Origin of the sequence: Phreatobacter oligotrophus, assembly GCF_003046185.1 — a bacterium.
GTDB classification, from domain to species: Bacteria; Pseudomonadota; Alphaproteobacteria; order Rhizobiales; family Phreatobacteraceae; genus Phreatobacter; species Phreatobacter oligotrophus.
Genome location: NZ_PZZL01000004.1, coordinates 252,983 through 266,981 on the forward strand (window position 1 = coordinate 252,983; position 13,999 = coordinate 266,981).

Annotated in this window: 14 protein-coding genes; 8 read left to right on the forward strand and 6 right to left on the reverse strand. The window is 69.2% G+C overall.

Going from position 1 to position 13,999, the window contains the following annotated elements; translation table 11 throughout:
- Positions 1 to 124: 124 nt before the first annotated feature.
- The 3 genes from C8P69_RS11015 to C8P69_RS11025 are packed head-to-tail and all read right to left on the reverse strand — an operon-like array spanning position 125 to position 3,428.
- Positions 125 to 1,549, reverse strand: coding sequence for a dihydroorotase (locus C8P69_RS11015; RefSeq protein ID WP_108177036.1), 1,425 nt, complete (start codon positions 1,547 to 1,549; stop codon positions 125 to 127).
- A gap of 11 nt (positions 1,550 to 1,560) precedes the next feature.
- A complete protein-coding gene (locus tag C8P69_RS11020; RefSeq protein ID WP_245901988.1) occupies positions 1,561 to 2,343 on the reverse strand; it encodes an SDR family NAD(P)-dependent oxidoreductase in 783 nt (260 codons plus the stop codon).
- 23 nt (positions 2,344 to 2,366) lie between these two features.
- Positions 2,367 to 3,428, reverse strand: coding sequence for an ABC transporter substrate-binding protein (locus tag C8P69_RS11025; RefSeq protein WP_108177040.1), 1,062 nt, complete (start codon positions 3,426 to 3,428; stop codon positions 2,367 to 2,369).
- Between the two features lie 119 nt (positions 3,429 to 3,547).
- Between C8P69_RS11025 and C8P69_RS11030 the strand changes: the two genes are divergently transcribed.
- Positions 3,548 to 4,465 carry a LysR family transcriptional regulator gene (locus C8P69_RS11030; RefSeq protein WP_108177042.1) on the forward strand — a complete coding sequence of 306 codons (918 nt, stop codon included), beginning with the start codon at positions 3,548 to 3,550 and terminating at the stop codon, positions 4,463 to 4,465.
- 3 nt (positions 4,466 to 4,468) lie between these two features.
- Here the strand turns inward: C8P69_RS11030 and C8P69_RS11035 are convergent, their stop codons facing one another.
- Genes C8P69_RS11035 through C8P69_RS11045 form a run of 3 tightly spaced genes read right to left on the reverse strand, consistent with a single transcriptional unit; the run spans position 4,469 to position 7,887 of the window.
- On the reverse strand, positions 4,469 to 5,224 hold the full coding sequence (locus C8P69_RS11035) for an SDR family NAD(P)-dependent oxidoreductase (protein ID WP_108177044.1): 756 nt from the start codon (positions 5,222 to 5,224) through the stop codon (positions 4,469 to 4,471).
- Positions 5,209 to 6,237, reverse strand: coding sequence for a ketopantoate reductase family protein (locus C8P69_RS11040; RefSeq protein ID WP_108177046.1), 1,029 nt, complete (start codon positions 6,235 to 6,237; stop codon positions 5,209 to 5,211). Before C8P69_RS11040 ends, C8P69_RS11035 begins: the two co-directional genes overlap by 16 nt.
- A gap of 54 nt (positions 6,238 to 6,291) precedes the next feature.
- Positions 6,292 to 7,887 carry an ABC transporter substrate-binding protein gene (locus C8P69_RS11045; protein ID WP_108177048.1) on the reverse strand — a complete coding sequence of 532 codons (1,596 nt, stop codon included), beginning with the start codon at positions 7,885 to 7,887 and terminating at the stop codon, positions 6,292 to 6,294.
- Between the two features lie 135 nt (positions 7,888 to 8,022).
- Here C8P69_RS11045 and C8P69_RS11050 point away from each other — a divergent pair, with 135 nt between their 5' ends.
- From C8P69_RS11050 to C8P69_RS11080, 7 genes are read left to right on the forward strand one after another with little or no spacing between them, the layout of a single operon-like run.
- Entirely contained in the window at positions 8,023 to 8,556 is a 534-nt protein-coding gene (locus C8P69_RS11050) for a MarR family winged helix-turn-helix transcriptional regulator (protein WP_245901989.1), read from the forward strand.
- Positions 8,557 to 8,564: 8 nt separating this feature from the next.
- A complete protein-coding gene (locus C8P69_RS11055) occupies positions 8,565 to 9,266 on the forward strand; it encodes a creatininase family protein (RefSeq protein ID WP_108177050.1) in 702 nt (233 codons plus the stop codon).
- A gap of 1 nt (position 9,267) precedes the next feature.
- Entirely contained in the window at positions 9,268 to 10,242 is a 975-nt protein-coding gene (locus C8P69_RS11060) for an ABC transporter permease (protein ID WP_108177052.1), read from the forward strand.
- Positions 10,239 to 11,117 (forward strand): ABC transporter permease, encoded by an 879-nt coding sequence (locus C8P69_RS11065; RefSeq protein WP_108177054.1) that lies wholly within the window; start codon positions 10,239 to 10,241, stop codon positions 11,115 to 11,117. Before C8P69_RS11060 ends, C8P69_RS11065 begins: the two co-directional genes overlap by 4 nt.
- The gene (locus C8P69_RS11070) at positions 11,114 to 12,085 is read left to right on the forward strand and encodes an ABC transporter ATP-binding protein (protein WP_108177056.1); all 972 of its coding nucleotides are present in this window, start codon (positions 11,114 to 11,116) and stop codon (positions 12,083 to 12,085) included. Before C8P69_RS11065 ends, C8P69_RS11070 begins: the two co-directional genes overlap by 4 nt.
- Positions 12,082 to 13,101, forward strand: coding sequence for an ABC transporter ATP-binding protein (locus tag C8P69_RS11075; protein WP_108177058.1), 1,020 nt, complete (start codon positions 12,082 to 12,084; stop codon positions 13,099 to 13,101). The genes C8P69_RS11070 and C8P69_RS11075 overlap by 4 nt, the downstream gene beginning before the upstream one ends.
- Complete coding sequence (locus C8P69_RS11080; protein WP_108177060.1) at positions 13,101 to 13,997, forward strand: polysaccharide deacetylase family protein; 897 nt, start codon at positions 13,101 to 13,103, stop codon at positions 13,995 to 13,997. Before C8P69_RS11075 ends, C8P69_RS11080 begins: the two co-directional genes overlap by 1 nt.
- The last annotated feature ends 2 nt before the right edge of the window (positions 13,998 to 13,999 follow it).

Genomic DNA, 13,999 nt, shown 5'->3' on the forward strand with positions numbered 1-13,999 from the left:
AACAAGGAGGTCATGCCATGTTCGACAATCCCGGTGCCCTGCTGCCCATCTGGATCATCGGCGCCCCGCTGGTCGCCGCCACCATCGATCTCGCCAGGACGCCCCGCCCCTATCGCTGACGCGGTCAGGCCCTCGCGCGGGCGATCTCCGCCGCGAGGGTCTTGTCGGCGTTCCTGACGGCGGATGCCGGCATCCGCTGCACGTCGGTGACCTGCTGGCCATGGCCGCGGGCTTCCGTCACCAGCGTCCGGTCCTTCTGGACGAAACGGCCCCGCACCAGCGTGTGCACAGGAATGCCCGTCACGTCCTTGCCCTCGAAGGGCGTGACCTTGGCGCGCGAATGCAACGCGGCGGCGCGGATCGTCTCGGTGCGGGCGAGGTCCACCACCGCGATATCGGCATGGGCGCCGGCCGCGATGCGGCCCTTCACCGGCCAGAGGCCGAAGCGCTTCGCCGGGTTTTCGGCGGACCAGCGCACATAGTCCTCGACGCTCATGCGGCCCCTGGCCACCTCGTTGAGCATCAGCGGCATCTGCGTCTCGACGCCCGGGAAGCCGCAATCCGCCTCCCAGATCACCGCCTTGGTCTTCTCCTCCGGCGTATGCGGGGCATGGTCGGTCTCGACGAGGTCGACCGTCCCGTCCTTCAGCGCCGCCCAGATCGCCTCGGAATCGCTCGCCTCTCGCACCGGCGGATTGACCCGGATGACAGACCCGAGGGTCGCATAGTCGCGCGTGTCGAGGAGCAGGTAGCAGGGACAGGTGCCGCCGGTGATGTCGACGCCGCGGGCCTTGGCGTCCCGCAACGGCCCGAGTTCCAGGCCCGACGAGATGTGGAGCACGTGCAGCCGCGCGCCCGTCCATTCCGCCAGGATCGCCGCACGCGCCACCGCCTCGGCCGCGACGACCGCGGGCCGCGCCGCCACATGGGCGAGCGGGTCGTTGCGTCCCGCCTCCATCAGCCGCTTCTGGCGCCAGGCCATGATCGAGGCCGTCTCGGCATGGAGCGAGATGCGCAGGCCCGTGGGCGCGATGATCTCGAAGCCCTCGAGCATCGCCCCCGTCGAGGGCGACGGCAGGTTGCCGAAGGTGTTGCCCATGAAGCACTTGAAGGCGTTGACGCCGCCTTTGATCAGCCCCGGCAGCTCCGCGATGTTGTCCTCGGCGAGCAGGCCGTAGATGCCGTAGTCCACATAGGCCTTCTTCGCCGCGTCCTGCTTCTGCCGGAGCTCGACGATGGAGCGGGTCGGCGGATGGGTGTTCGGCATCTCGAAGACGGTGGTCGTGCCGCCCATGGCGGCGGCGGCCGTCCCGGTCTCCCAGTCTTCCTTGTGCGTGTAGCCCGGCTCGCGGAAATGGACATGGACGTCGATGGCGCCGGGAAGCACGTGCAGCCCGGTGGCATCGAGGCTCTCGCGGCCCGCCGGCAGGGTGCCGGGCGCGCCGACGGCCATGACCAGACCGTCCTTTACGGCGACATCGGCCTTCACCGAGGTTTCGCCGGAGACGACGGTGCCGCCATGGATGAGGAGATCGGGGGTGACGGTCATGGTCCGCTCCGTCACAGCATGGCCCAGCCGCCATCGACCGGCAGGTCGACGCCGGTGATCTGGCGGGCGGCATCCGAGGCGAGGAACAGGCAGGCATTGGCGACGTCGACATCGGTCGAGATGCGCCGCAGCGCATAGTCGGCCGCGTGGTGGGCCACCGCCTCCTCGTGGCTGATGCCGAGGCGCTTCGCCATTTCGGGGATGACCTTGGTGCGGAACCGGTCGCCCTCGATCATGCCGGGCGCGACGCAGTTGACGTTGATCCCATGCGGCCCGACCTCCAGCGCGAAGCTTTTGGTGATGCCACGCAGGCCCCACTTGGACGCGGAATAGGCCATGCGCCCTGCCCGCCCGCGCATGCCGAAGGTTCCGCCGACATTGACGATCTTGCCGTAGCGCTGGGCGATCATGATCGGCGTCACGGCGCGCATCGTGTTGAAGCAGCCGCGCATGTTGAGGTCGACGATCTCGTCGAACTCCTCCTCCGTCGTCTCCCAGCCGGTCTTGCCGACGGGCCCCGAGCCACCCGCCACATTGACGAGGATGTCGATGCGCCCGCCATAAGTGGACTGCGTCTTGGCGATCGCCGCATCGCAATCGGCCCCCTTGGTGATGTCGCAGGGGATGACGATGGCCTCGGCGCCCTTGGCCCTGACCTCGGCCGCCACCGGCTCGATGGCGGCGGTGTCGCGGCCAAGCAGGGCAAGGCGGCAGCCCTCGGCGGCGAAGAGCCGTGTGACCGCCGCGCCCATGCCCTTGGCCGGACCGGTGATGACCGCGACGCGGCCCGTCATGTTCATGTCCATGGAAGGCGCTTTCAGAGGATCTTGCGCAGGCGGGCGTCGGGTGCCGGCAGGAAGGCGTCGGTGAAGATCTCCTCCGGGCCGGGCTGGCGCGGCAGGGCATTGGCCTCGCGAACGATGCCGATGGAGCGGGCGAGCCGCTCGGGATCCGGCGCGCCATAGCCGAAGCGGGCGATCTCGGGATGGCCCATCTCGTCCTGCAGGGTGGCGATGAGGCGCTCCTTCTCGACGGCGCGATTGATCAGCGGCTCGCGCTTGGCGACCGAGGCGACCGCCGCGTCATAGTCCTTCAGCGTGTCGACGACGCCGCGGTCGAAGGCGGCGACGATGGCGCGCAGGGCGTCGGGCCGCTCGTTCACCAGCTTGCGGGAGACGATCAGGCAGTTGGAATAGAGGTCCATGCCGTGATCGCCGTAATTGATAAAGCGGAACTGCTTGTCCGGATCGATGCCGGCGGCCTTGGCGGAGAAGCGGATCGTGTTGACGAAGCCGAAGGCCCCGTCGACCTGGCCGCGCTGGAGCATCTGCTCGCGCAGGTTCGGCGCCATGTTGGTGATGGTCACCTTGGACGCGTCGATCCTGGTCAGGCGCGCGAAGGCCGGGAAGAGCTGCAGCGCGCCGTCATTGGCCGGACCGCCGATATTCTTGCCCTCGAGGTCCTTCGGCTCCTTGATCGGCCCATCCGCCTTCACCGCGATGGTGAAGGGCGGGCGGTTGAACATCATGTAGATGCCGATGGGCGTCGTCGGATCGGGGCCCGCCTTGCGGCCGGCGAGCGCGATGAGCGCGTTGATGTCGCCGAAGCCCATGTCATAGGTGCCGGAGCCCACCGCGCCGACCGCCGCGCCCGAGCCATTGCCCTGGTCGATGTCGATCTCGATGCCGGCCTGCCGGAGATAGCCGTTGTCCTGCGCGAGGAAGAACCAGCTCTGCGGCCCCTGGTAGCGCCAGTTCAGCACCATCCTGAGGCGGACCGGTGCGGTCTGGGCGATGGCCGGGGCGGCCGGCACGAAGGGAAGAAGGGTCGCGGCGGCAGCGCCACCGACGACGAACCTGCGGCTGAAGGTCTGGGACATGGCGGCCTCCGGGCTCGAAGCGGGATGGCGCACGCTAGTCACAGCCAGCGTTGCCGTCTTGTGCCGAGTTTTCTACAGTCCGCTGCCGAAACGGCATCGGTCAGCGCCAGGGGCACGACATGCGGCATCTCAAGGTCTGGCGCTATATCGACGAGGTCGCCCGCACCGGCTCCATCCGGCAAGCCGCAGAACGCCTCAACGTCACCGCCTCGGCCCTCAACCGCCGCCTCCAGGACGTGGAGAAGGAGCTCGGCACGCCGCTCTTCGACCGGTTGCCGCGCGGCGTGCGCCTCAATGCGGCCGGCGAACTCCTCATCCGCCATATCCGCGACCAGATCGCCGACACGAGCCGCGTCCGCTCGCAGATCGAGGACCTCTCGGGGTTTCGCCGCGGCAAGATCGCGCTGGCCTGCAGCCACGCCCTCGCCTACCGGCTGCTGCCCGAGGAAATCACCGCCTACCGCGCGGATTTCCCGCAGGTGCGCTTTGACGTGCGCATCCTCGGCCATGGCCAGGCGCTCGACGCGCTCACGGAGTTCGATGTCGACCTCGCCGTGGTCTTCCGGCCCTCGCCCTCGCCGGACTTTGCGGTCATCGCCGCGGCCGACCAGCCGCTGGTCGCGATCATGCGGCGCGACCACCCTCTGGCCGCGCGGCCCGTCCTGAGGCTGCGCGACTGCCTCGCCCACCCGCTGGCCCTGCCGGACGGCAATTATGGCGGCCGCCAGATGCTGGCTGAGGCCGCGGCCCGGCGGTCGCTGCCGGTGGAGCCGGCGATCGAATCCAATTCCTTCGAGTTCCTGCGCAACGTCGTGCTGCGCGAGGACGCCATCACCTTCCAGATCGCCGTCGGCGCGCCGCCGGCAGAGGGGGATGCCGACGGGCTGGTCTCGCGTCCCATCGACACCCGGGACGTGCCGCCGGGGCGCCTCGCCATCGGTCAGCTGCGCGGCCGGCCGCTCACCGTCGCCGCGGCCAAATTCGCGCAAAGGCTGGTGCAGCGGCTGGAAAGTGCAGCGCCTGCCGCGGCCCGCTGACCGTCAGGACCGGCCGCCATCCACCGACAGGATCTGCCCGCTGATCCAGGAGGCCTGGTCGCTGACCAGGAACAGTACGGCATGGGCAATGTCCTCTGGCGTGCCGAGGCGGCGGACATGGATGGATTCGACCAGCCGCTTCTGCCCATCCGGTCCATAGGCCTTCCACTGCCGTTCGGTAGCCGGGTTGGAGCGCACGAAGCCCGGCGCGACCGCGTTGCAGGTGATGCCGGAGGGACCGAGGTCCTGGCTGAGCTGCTTGGTGAGGCCGACCAGCGCGTGCTTCGCCGCCGTATAGGCCTGGATGCCGGTGAGGCTCGGGCGAAGGCCCGCGCCCGAGGCGATGTTGACGATGCGGCCATGGCCCGCCTTGGCCATGGGGCCGCTCGCCGCCTGCGCCAGCCAGAAGACACCGTCGACATTGGCCTCGAACAGGACGCGCCACTCGTCCTCGCTGACCTCGGCGATGGGCCGGCCCACCTGGCCGCGCACGCCGCCGGCGGCATTGACGAGAATGTCGATGCGGCCATGGGCGGCCACCACGTCGGCGATGGCGCGATGGGCGGCGGAGCGCTCCGAGACGTCAAGCACCCGCGCCGTGAACCCCTGCGACACCGCAAAGGCGCCGAGCCCGTCGCCATCCATGTCGGCCACGACGACCGTCGCCCCGGCGGCCCGCAACTCAAGGGCGATGGCCTTGCCGATCCCCTGCGCCGCCCCGGTGACGAAGGCGACGCGGCCGGTCAGGTCGATGCGCATGTGTCGATCAGCTTCTGGAAGGTCGAGAACGCCATGGGCTTCTCGCCGTCCTCGATGGCATGAATGAGGTCGACGAGCTTGGCGATGGCAGGCGTCGCGACACCGACCTCGGCCCCCAGCGTGGCGATCACGCCGATCTGCGGATCGACCTCGGTCTTGCGCTTCCGCACCGCGAGATCGCGCCAGATGCCCGAATGGGTCTTGGCGGTGTGGCGGTTGAACTCGGCGAGCGCGGCGATGGAGGCTGCTGAGCCCTCGGGCGGAGCGCCGGGCGCGAAAACCTCGGGGTCGAAGCCGTTGAAGCCGATGGGCACGACGCCCCGCGCCTTGGCGACCGCCATGACCTCGCGCCCCAGCCTGTCGAAGACGATGGTGCGCCTCGGATCCGCGAAATTCTCCGACATGGAGTCGTTGGTGAGCGCCGTGGCGAACAGCATCGCGCCATAGGCGAGCTTGCCCCAGAGATAGCCCCAGATGTTGTCGGTCAGCACGGCGTTCGGCTCGAAGATGGCAAGCCGCTGGTGCATCGCCCGGGTGCGCTCGCGGATCGAGCCGTCGATCTCGCCGACCACCACGGCGGCGCGGTTGCCGAACAGAATCTCGCCCGGCCCGTGCCAGTCCGCGCCAAAATTGACGAAGCAGCCCATGGTGCGGTCCTCGCCGACCGCGCGGGCGATGGTGAGCTCGTTGAGACCGTTCTGCGCCGAGAGCACATAGCCGTCGGCGGCAAGATGCGGTTTCAGCTGCGCGAGGGCCGCTTCCGTCGCCTGCGCCTTCACCGCCAGCACGATGATGTCGAAGGTCCCTCGCACCTCGGCCGGCGTCAGAGCCGGGACGACCTGCGTGAACTCCTCGACCGGACCGGTGATGGCGAGGCCGCGGGTCCGGCAGGCCTCGACATGCTCGGCCACCTGGTCGACCAGCACGACATCGAGCCCGGCGCGCTTCCAGTAGGCGCCGAGCGTGCCACCGATGGCGCCTGCGCCCCAGATCAGGATGGGTGATGCCGCCATCGGCCTTGTCCTCATGCGGAACGGCGGCGGCCCTGGAGCCGCCGCCGGATCAGGTCAGCGCGCCGGACGGATGTCCATGGCGAGCGTGTCCTCGTCGACGCGGGGGCTGAGCGTCACCTTGGCCTTGGCCATGGCCCAGGCGGAGGAGACCGCGACGATCGGCAGGCGCTGCTTGTCGGCATCGGCGGCCACTGCCGCATCCTCGAGCAGCTTGCGGCGCTTGGCCTCGTCCATCTCGATCGCCGCGTCCTGCAGCAGCTTGTCGACGGTCGGATTGGAATAGCCGAGCACGTTGAACGCACCCATGCGCCGCTCGCGGTCATTGGAATGGCTGAGCGAGGACAGGGTGTAATGCGCCTCGCCCGTCAGCGTGCCCCAGCCCGACATGGACATGGAGAGCTCGCCGCGGGTGCGGGCGGGGAAGAACACCGCCGCCGGCATGCCGTTCGGCTGGGCTTCGATGCCGACCGCCGCCAGCATCTGGGCGATGGCCGTGCCGACCTCGCGGTCACCGGGCAGGCGGTCGTTGGTGAAGGCGAAGGGCACGCGGAAACCGTTGGGATAGCCGGCCGCGGTGAGCAGGCGGCGCGCCTCGGCGGGATCGTGCCGCTGCGCCGGCATGGCCTTGTTGAAGCCGAAGATGGTCGAGGTGACCAGCTGGTTCACCGGCTTGCCGAGGCCTTCCATGGCGACCTCGGCGAGCGCCGGCCGGTCGATGGCAAGATCGATGGCCTGGCGGACCCGCAGGTCGCGCAGCGGATTGGCCGGCAGCGCCGAGCCGTCCTTGGCAGTGATGCCGTTGGCCCGCTCCCGCACGTCCATCTCGAGGTTGAACAGATAGACGGTGTCGACCGTCTGGACCGTCAGGCGGGCGTCACGGCGCAGCGTCGCCACGTCGGTCGCCGGAACGCGGGTGATGAGGTCGAGCTGGCCAGCCCGCAGCTGGGCGACGCGGGCGGCATCGTTCGGGATCTCGCGGCGGATGTGGCGCTCCCAGGGCTCCTTCTCGCCCCAGTATCCGTCGAAGCGGGCGAGAACCAGCTCGCCGCGCGGCTGCCACGACACATAGCGATAGGGGCCGGTGCCGACGGCAGCGCGCCCCGAGTTGAAGGCCTCGTTGGCGCTCTCGCGGGTGAGGCCCGCGGCGGCCTTCGACGAGACGATGAACAGGCGGATGAAATCGTTCGGCAGGTTCGGCGCCGGGCCGTCCGTGACGATATGGACGGTGTAGGGATCGATGATCCGCGTCTCCTTGACCCGGCGGACATAGATCGTCGTCGGGTTGGGGCCGGCCACCATCGGGATGCGCTCGATGGAGAACTTCACGTCATCGGCGGTGAAGTCCGAGCCGTCATGGAATTTCACGCCGCGGCGCAGCTTGAACTCCCAGGTGGTCGCGTCGATGGCGCGCCAGCTCTCGGCAAGGCGCGGCTCGAGCTCGAGGCCACGGCCGGACCAGACCAGCGTGTCAAAGACGTGCTTCAGCGCCTCGGCATGGGAGCCGGTGGCGGTGAAATGCGGGTCGATGGATTCGGGGCCGCTGCGGACGCCGATCGTCAGCGTCTGTGCGAGGGCCGCCGGCGTGCCGGCCGGCAGCACGGCGGCCATGCCCAGAAGGCCGAGCATGAGGGAACGGGTGAGAACACGCATGGGATCCTCCGGGTCAGGGCGCCCGCCCGGGCGGCCCGATGACGCCCATTCAAAAGGCGTGCACAGGAGCTAGTCAATACCTTGTGGAACCATCTTCTGCCGATATAATGGGCGTCACGGAGAAGGAAGTTCTACTTGGAACCATCTGCCGCCATCGACGCCATCGCCGAGCCGGAGGTCGCAGGGACGCAGCAGCGGCTCGACGCCTTCACCCATGCGCGCCTGTGGAAGAACCCCTGCGGTTTCGCCGCGCGCTTCAACTATCTGGCGTTGCGCTACAATCAGCCGCTCTACGGCTGGGTCGAGGAGCGCTTCGGCCTGGCCCGCCCGGAATTCGTCGTGCTGTACAGCCTCGGCATCATGGAGGGCGTCACGGCCTCCGAGATCGCCTCCTCCACCGCCTTCCCGAAGAACACGCTGAGCCGCGCGGTCAGCCGGCTCACGAAGCTCGGCCTCATCACCCGCGGCACCGACGCCTCCGACCGCCGCGCCCAGCCGCTGCAGCTGACGGCGGCCGGCCGCGCCCTGCTCGACGAGGCCATGCCGCGCTTCATCGCCTTCGAGGAGGCGATGCTGCAGCCCCTGTCGCTGATCGAGCGCGAGCAGCTCTCGACGCTCATGGCGAAGGTGGTGCTCGGCATGTTCCATGCAGGTGACGGGACGGAGTGAGGCTCGCCATGCGCATCGCCGAGATGAACTGGATGCAGGTCGAGGCCCATGTGCGGGGCGATGACCGCGCCGTGCTGCCCGTCGGCTCCACCGAGCAGCATGCGGGCCTGAGCCTTGCGGTGGACTCCATCCTCTCCGAGCGTGTGGCGGCGGAGGCGGCAGGCCCCCTCGCCGTCCCGGTCTTTCCCGTGGTGAGCTACGGCTTCACGCCGAGCTTCGTCGACTATCCCGGCACGGTGACGCTGCGCCTCTCGACCCTCTGCGCGCTCCTCACCGACATTCTCGACGGCATGGTGCGCTCCGGCTTCCGCCGCATCACCATCGTCAACGGCCATGGCGGCAATTCGCCGGCCCATGGCGCCATCCTCGAATGGCTCGACCGCAACCGCGGCTGCCAGGTGAAGTGGCACAATTGGTGGAACGCGCCCAAAACCTTCGCCAAGGTCCAGGCCATCGATCCCGTCGCCTCGCATGCCTCGTGGATGGAGAACTTCCCCTGGACGCGGCTGCCCAATGTGGCATCCCCCGCCCACCAGAAGCCGATGATGGACCTTGCTCGGTTCCAGCAGCTCGATCCCGGCGCCAAGAAGGCGCTGCTCGGCGACGGCAATTATGGCGGCCTCTACCAGCGCCCCGACGAGGACATGCTCGCCATCTGGGACGTAGCGGTGGAGGAGACCCGCGCCCTCATCGCCGACGGCTGGGCCTGACATGCTCGGCTATATCATCCAGCGCCTGTTGCAGGCCGTGGTGGTCATGCTGGTGATCTCGGCCCTGGTCTTCTGCGGCGTCTATGCGGTGGGCAATCCCATCGACGTGCTGCTCTCGCCCGATGCCACCCAGCAGATCCGCGAGGAAGCGATCCGCCTCTACGGTCTCGACCAGCCGCTCTGGCGGCAATATCTCGACTTCCTCGGACGGCTGATCCAGGGCGATTTCGGCCGCTCCTTCGTCTTCGGCTCGCCGGTCCTGCCGCTGATCCTATCGCGCCTGCCGGCGACGCTGGAACTGACCCTCGTCGCCGTCGTCGGCGCAACGCTGATCGGCGTGCCGCTTGGCATGTATGCCGGCTACAGGCCCGACAGCCTCGCCGCCCGCGCCATCATGGGCGTGTCGATCCTCGGCTTCTCCGTGCCGACCTTCTGGATCGGCCTCGTCCTCATCTTCGTCTTCGCGGTGCAGCTCGGCGTGCTGCCCGCCGGCCAGCGCGGCGAGACGCGCGAGCTCTTCGGCGTCTCCTGGAGCGTGCTCACCGCCAATGGCTGGCAGCACCTGTTCCTGCCCGCCCTCAATCTCGCCCTGTTCAAGTTCGCGATGATGGTGCGCCTCGCCCGCGCCGGCACCCGCGAGATCATGCTGACCGACACGGTGAAGTTCGCCCGCGCCGCCGGCGAGAGCGAGGCGACGATCCTGCGGCGCCACGTGCTGCGCCTCATCGCCATCCCCATCGTGACCGTCTTCGGCCTCGAATTCGGCTCGACCCTTGCCTTCGCCGTCGTCACCGAGACGATCTTCTCCTGGCCCGGGGTCGGCAAGCTCATCATCGATTCCATCAACACGCTCGATCGCCCGGTGATGGTCGCCTACCTCATGCTGGTCGCCTTCTTCTTCATCGTCATCAACCTGCTGATCGACATCGCCTATGTCGCGCTCGACCCGCGGCTGCGGCTGAGGAAGGCGTCATGAGCGCCTCCCCGCTCCGCCAGTTCTGGGACGAGTTCCGCGTCAACCGCGTCGCCGTGGTGGCGCTCGGCCTCGTCGTCGCGATCGTGCTGGTTTCGCTCATCGCCCCGTGGATCACGCCGCAGAACCCCTATGACATGGCGGGCCTGCGCCTATCCGACGCCCGCCGCCCGCCGGGCTATGTCAGCCCAGGCACCGGCATCACCCATTGGCTTGGGACGGACGGCCAGGGCCGCGACGTGCTCTCGGCCATCCTTTATGGCCTGCGCGTCTCCATCGAGATCGGCCTCTCCGCCGGCATCATCGCCTTCACGCTGGGGGCGACGCTCGGCACCTTCGCCGCTTATCTCGGCGGCCGTGTCGAGGCGCTGATCATGCGCTTCATCGACCTGCAGCTATCCTTCCCAGCCATCCTGCTGGCCCTGGTGCTGGCGGCTCTGCTCGGCCAGGGCAAATGGCAGCTCGTCGCAGCCCTGGTCACCGCGCAATACGCCTACTTTGCCCGCACCGCCCATGGCGCCGCCTCGGCCGAGCGGTCGAAGGAGTACGTGGAGGCCGCGCTCTCCACGCCGCTGAAGGCGCATGTGGTGGTGCTCCGCCACATCCTGCCGAACTGCCTGCCGCCGCTGATCGTGGTGGCCACCGTCCAGATCGCCAATTCCATCGCGCTGGAGGCGACGCTGTCCTTCCTCGGCCTCGGCCTACCCGTCAGCGAGCCATCCCTCGGCATGCTCATCGCCAACGGCTTCCAGTACCTGCTCTCCGGCCGCTACTGGATCTCCATCTATCCCGGCATCGCGCTCATCGTGCTCATCGCCTCCATCAACCTCGTCGGCGACCAGGTGCGCGACCAGCTGAACCCGAGGCTCCGGCGATGACCGAGCCGCTGCTCGCCGTCCGCGGCCTCACCACCGAATTCCCGACACGCGCCGGCGTCGTGGGCGCCGTGCGCGAGGTCTCCTTCGACGTCAATGCCGGCGAGATCGTCGGCCTCGTCGGCGAATCCGGCTCAGGAAAAAGTGTCACCGGCTTCTCCATCCTCGGCCTGATCGACCCGCCCGGCCGCATCGCCAGCGGCTCGGTGAAGCTCGCGGGGCGCGAGCTCGTGGGCATGGCCCCGCGGGATCTTCGGGCCGTGCGCGGCCGGGAGATCGCCATGGTCTTCCAGGACCCGGCGGCGACTCTCAACCCCGTCCTGCGCATCGGGGACCAGATGGCGCTGGCCATCCACGCCCATGAACGGGTCAGCGAAGCCGCGGCCCGCGCCCGCGTCGCGGAGGTCCTCACCCTCGTCGGCATTCCGGACGCCGCCCGCAGGCTCGACGCCTATCCGCACCAGTTCTCCGGCGGCATGCGCCAGCGCGTCGCCATCGCCACGGCCCTCCTCAACCGGCCGAAGCTCATCATCTGCGACGAGCCCACCACCGCGCTCGACGTCTCGGTGCAGGCGCAGATCCTCACCGAGATGCGCGCGCTCGCCCGCGACACCGGCACCGCCATGGTCTGGATCAGCCACGACCTCGCGACCGTCTCCGCCCTCGCCTCGCGCATCCTCGTCATGTATGCGGGCCGCGTCATCGAGCAGGGGCCGATCCGCTCGGTGCTGTCGGAGCCGCGCCATCCCTACACGGCCGGGCTCCTCGCCTCCCTGCCCGCAAGATCCGAGGCGGGCGCCGACCTGCCGCAGATCCCGGGCGCGCCGCCCTCCATGCTCGCCCTGCCCAAGGGCTGCGCCTTCGCCCCGCGCTGCGGCTTTGCCTCGCCCGCCTGCGAGGCCGATCCCGATCCGACGCTCGCCGCCGACCGGCTGTGGCGTTGCCATCATCCGCAGGGGATCGCGGCATGACCGGCCCCATCGTCCGCGTCGACAACGTCTCCCGCCGCTTCGCCCCGAGCCTCTCGCTCGGCGAGCGGATTGCCGGCTTCTTCGGCGCGCCCGTCGACGACCGCACCGTCCATGCCGTGGACTGCGTCTCGCTCGCCATCGCGCCGGGCGAGGTACTCGGCCTCGTCGGCGAATCCGGCTGCGGCAAGTCCACCCTCGGCCGCGTCATCGCCGGCATCCACCCGCCGAGCGAGGGTGAGTGCTACATCCACGACGCCCCCGTCATGGGCGGCGCCAAGCGGCGCGTGAAGACCACCACGCGGGTCCAGATGATCTTCCAGGACCCCTTCGGCTCGCTCGACCCGCGTGTCCGCGTCGGCGACACCATCGCCGAGGGGCCGATCGCCCATGGCTTCATCCGCCGCGCCGAGGCCAAGGCCGAGGTCGGCCGCTGGCTGACGGCCGTTGGTCTGCCGGCCGATGCGGCTGATCGCTTCCCCCACCAGTTCTCGGGCGGGCAGCGGCAGCGCATCGCCATCGCGCGCGCGCTCGCGATGCGCCCGGACATCCTCGTCTGCGACGAGCCGGTGGCCTCGCTCGACGTCTCGATCCAGGCGCAGATCGTCAACCTGTTCCTGAAGCTCCGCCGCGAGCTGAACCTGACCATGCTGTTCATCAGCCATGATCTCGGCGTCGTCCGGCACATCTGCGACCGCGTCGCCATCATGTATCTCGGCCGGATCGTCGAGGTCGGCCCGACCGCGGCCATCTACGACAATCCCGCCCATCCCTATACCCGGGCGCTGCTCGACAGCGTGCCGAAGCTCGTCACCGAGGGCGACGACCTCGTCGCCTTCCGGCCGATCGAGGGGGAATTGCCCTCGCCGCTCAGCCCGCCGCCCGGCTGCCATTTCCACCTGCGCTGCCCGCGCGCCGACGAGACCTGCCGCTCGGTCGTGCCGGCCCTACGCGACCTCGCCGACGGCCGCCGCACGGCCTGCCACCATCCGCTGACCCAGCCCGGGGAGAGTGCCTAATGACCGCGCAGCAAGAACCCTGGCAGTGGGACGAGGCCGAGTGGCGGCGCCGCGTGGCCCAAGTCCGCGCCGGACGCTTGCTGAAGCCGGCTGCGTGGCCCGGCGGGGCGCGCTGCGCCGTCGCCCTCTCCTTCGATTCCGACCACGAGACCAACGAACTGCGCGACGGCGGCAATTCCATCGGCCGGATGTCGTGGGGCCAATACGGCACCCGCAAGGGCGTGCCGCGCATCCTCTCGCTCCTGGCGAAGGAAAGCGTGCCGGCGACCTTCTTCGTGCCGGCGGTGACCGCCCTCCTCCACCCCGACGAGCAGCGCCGCGTCGTGGCCGAGGGCCATGAGATCGGCCTCCATGGCTGGATCCACGAGCTGAACTCGGTCCTGCCCGAACCCATCGAGCGCGACCTGCATTTCCGCGCCGCCGACGCGCTCGAAAAGATCACCGGCGTGCGGGCCGTCGGCATGCGCACACCGTCCTGGGACTTCTCGCCCGCGACGCTGAAGATCCAGCGCGAGCTCGGGCTCCTCTACGATTCCTCGCTGATGGCCGACGACGACCCCTATGAACTGGTCGAGGCGGGCGAACCCACCGGCATCGTCGAACTGCCCGTCGAATGGATCCGCGACGACGCGCCCTATTTCAACATGGACCGGTTCAAGGGGCTGCGGCCGCACACCCCGCCACCCGCCGTGCTCGAGATCTTCATCCGCGAGTTTGACCGGGCGCATGAGGAGGGTGGGCTCTTCCTCCTCACCATGCATCCGCATGTCATCGGCTATCGCTCCCGCATCTTCATCGTCGAGGAGCTGATCCGCCACATGAAGGCGAAGGGTGGCTGCTGGTTCGCCACGCATGCCGACGTGGCCCGCGCCTGCGCCGCGGGCCTCAAGGCCTGAGC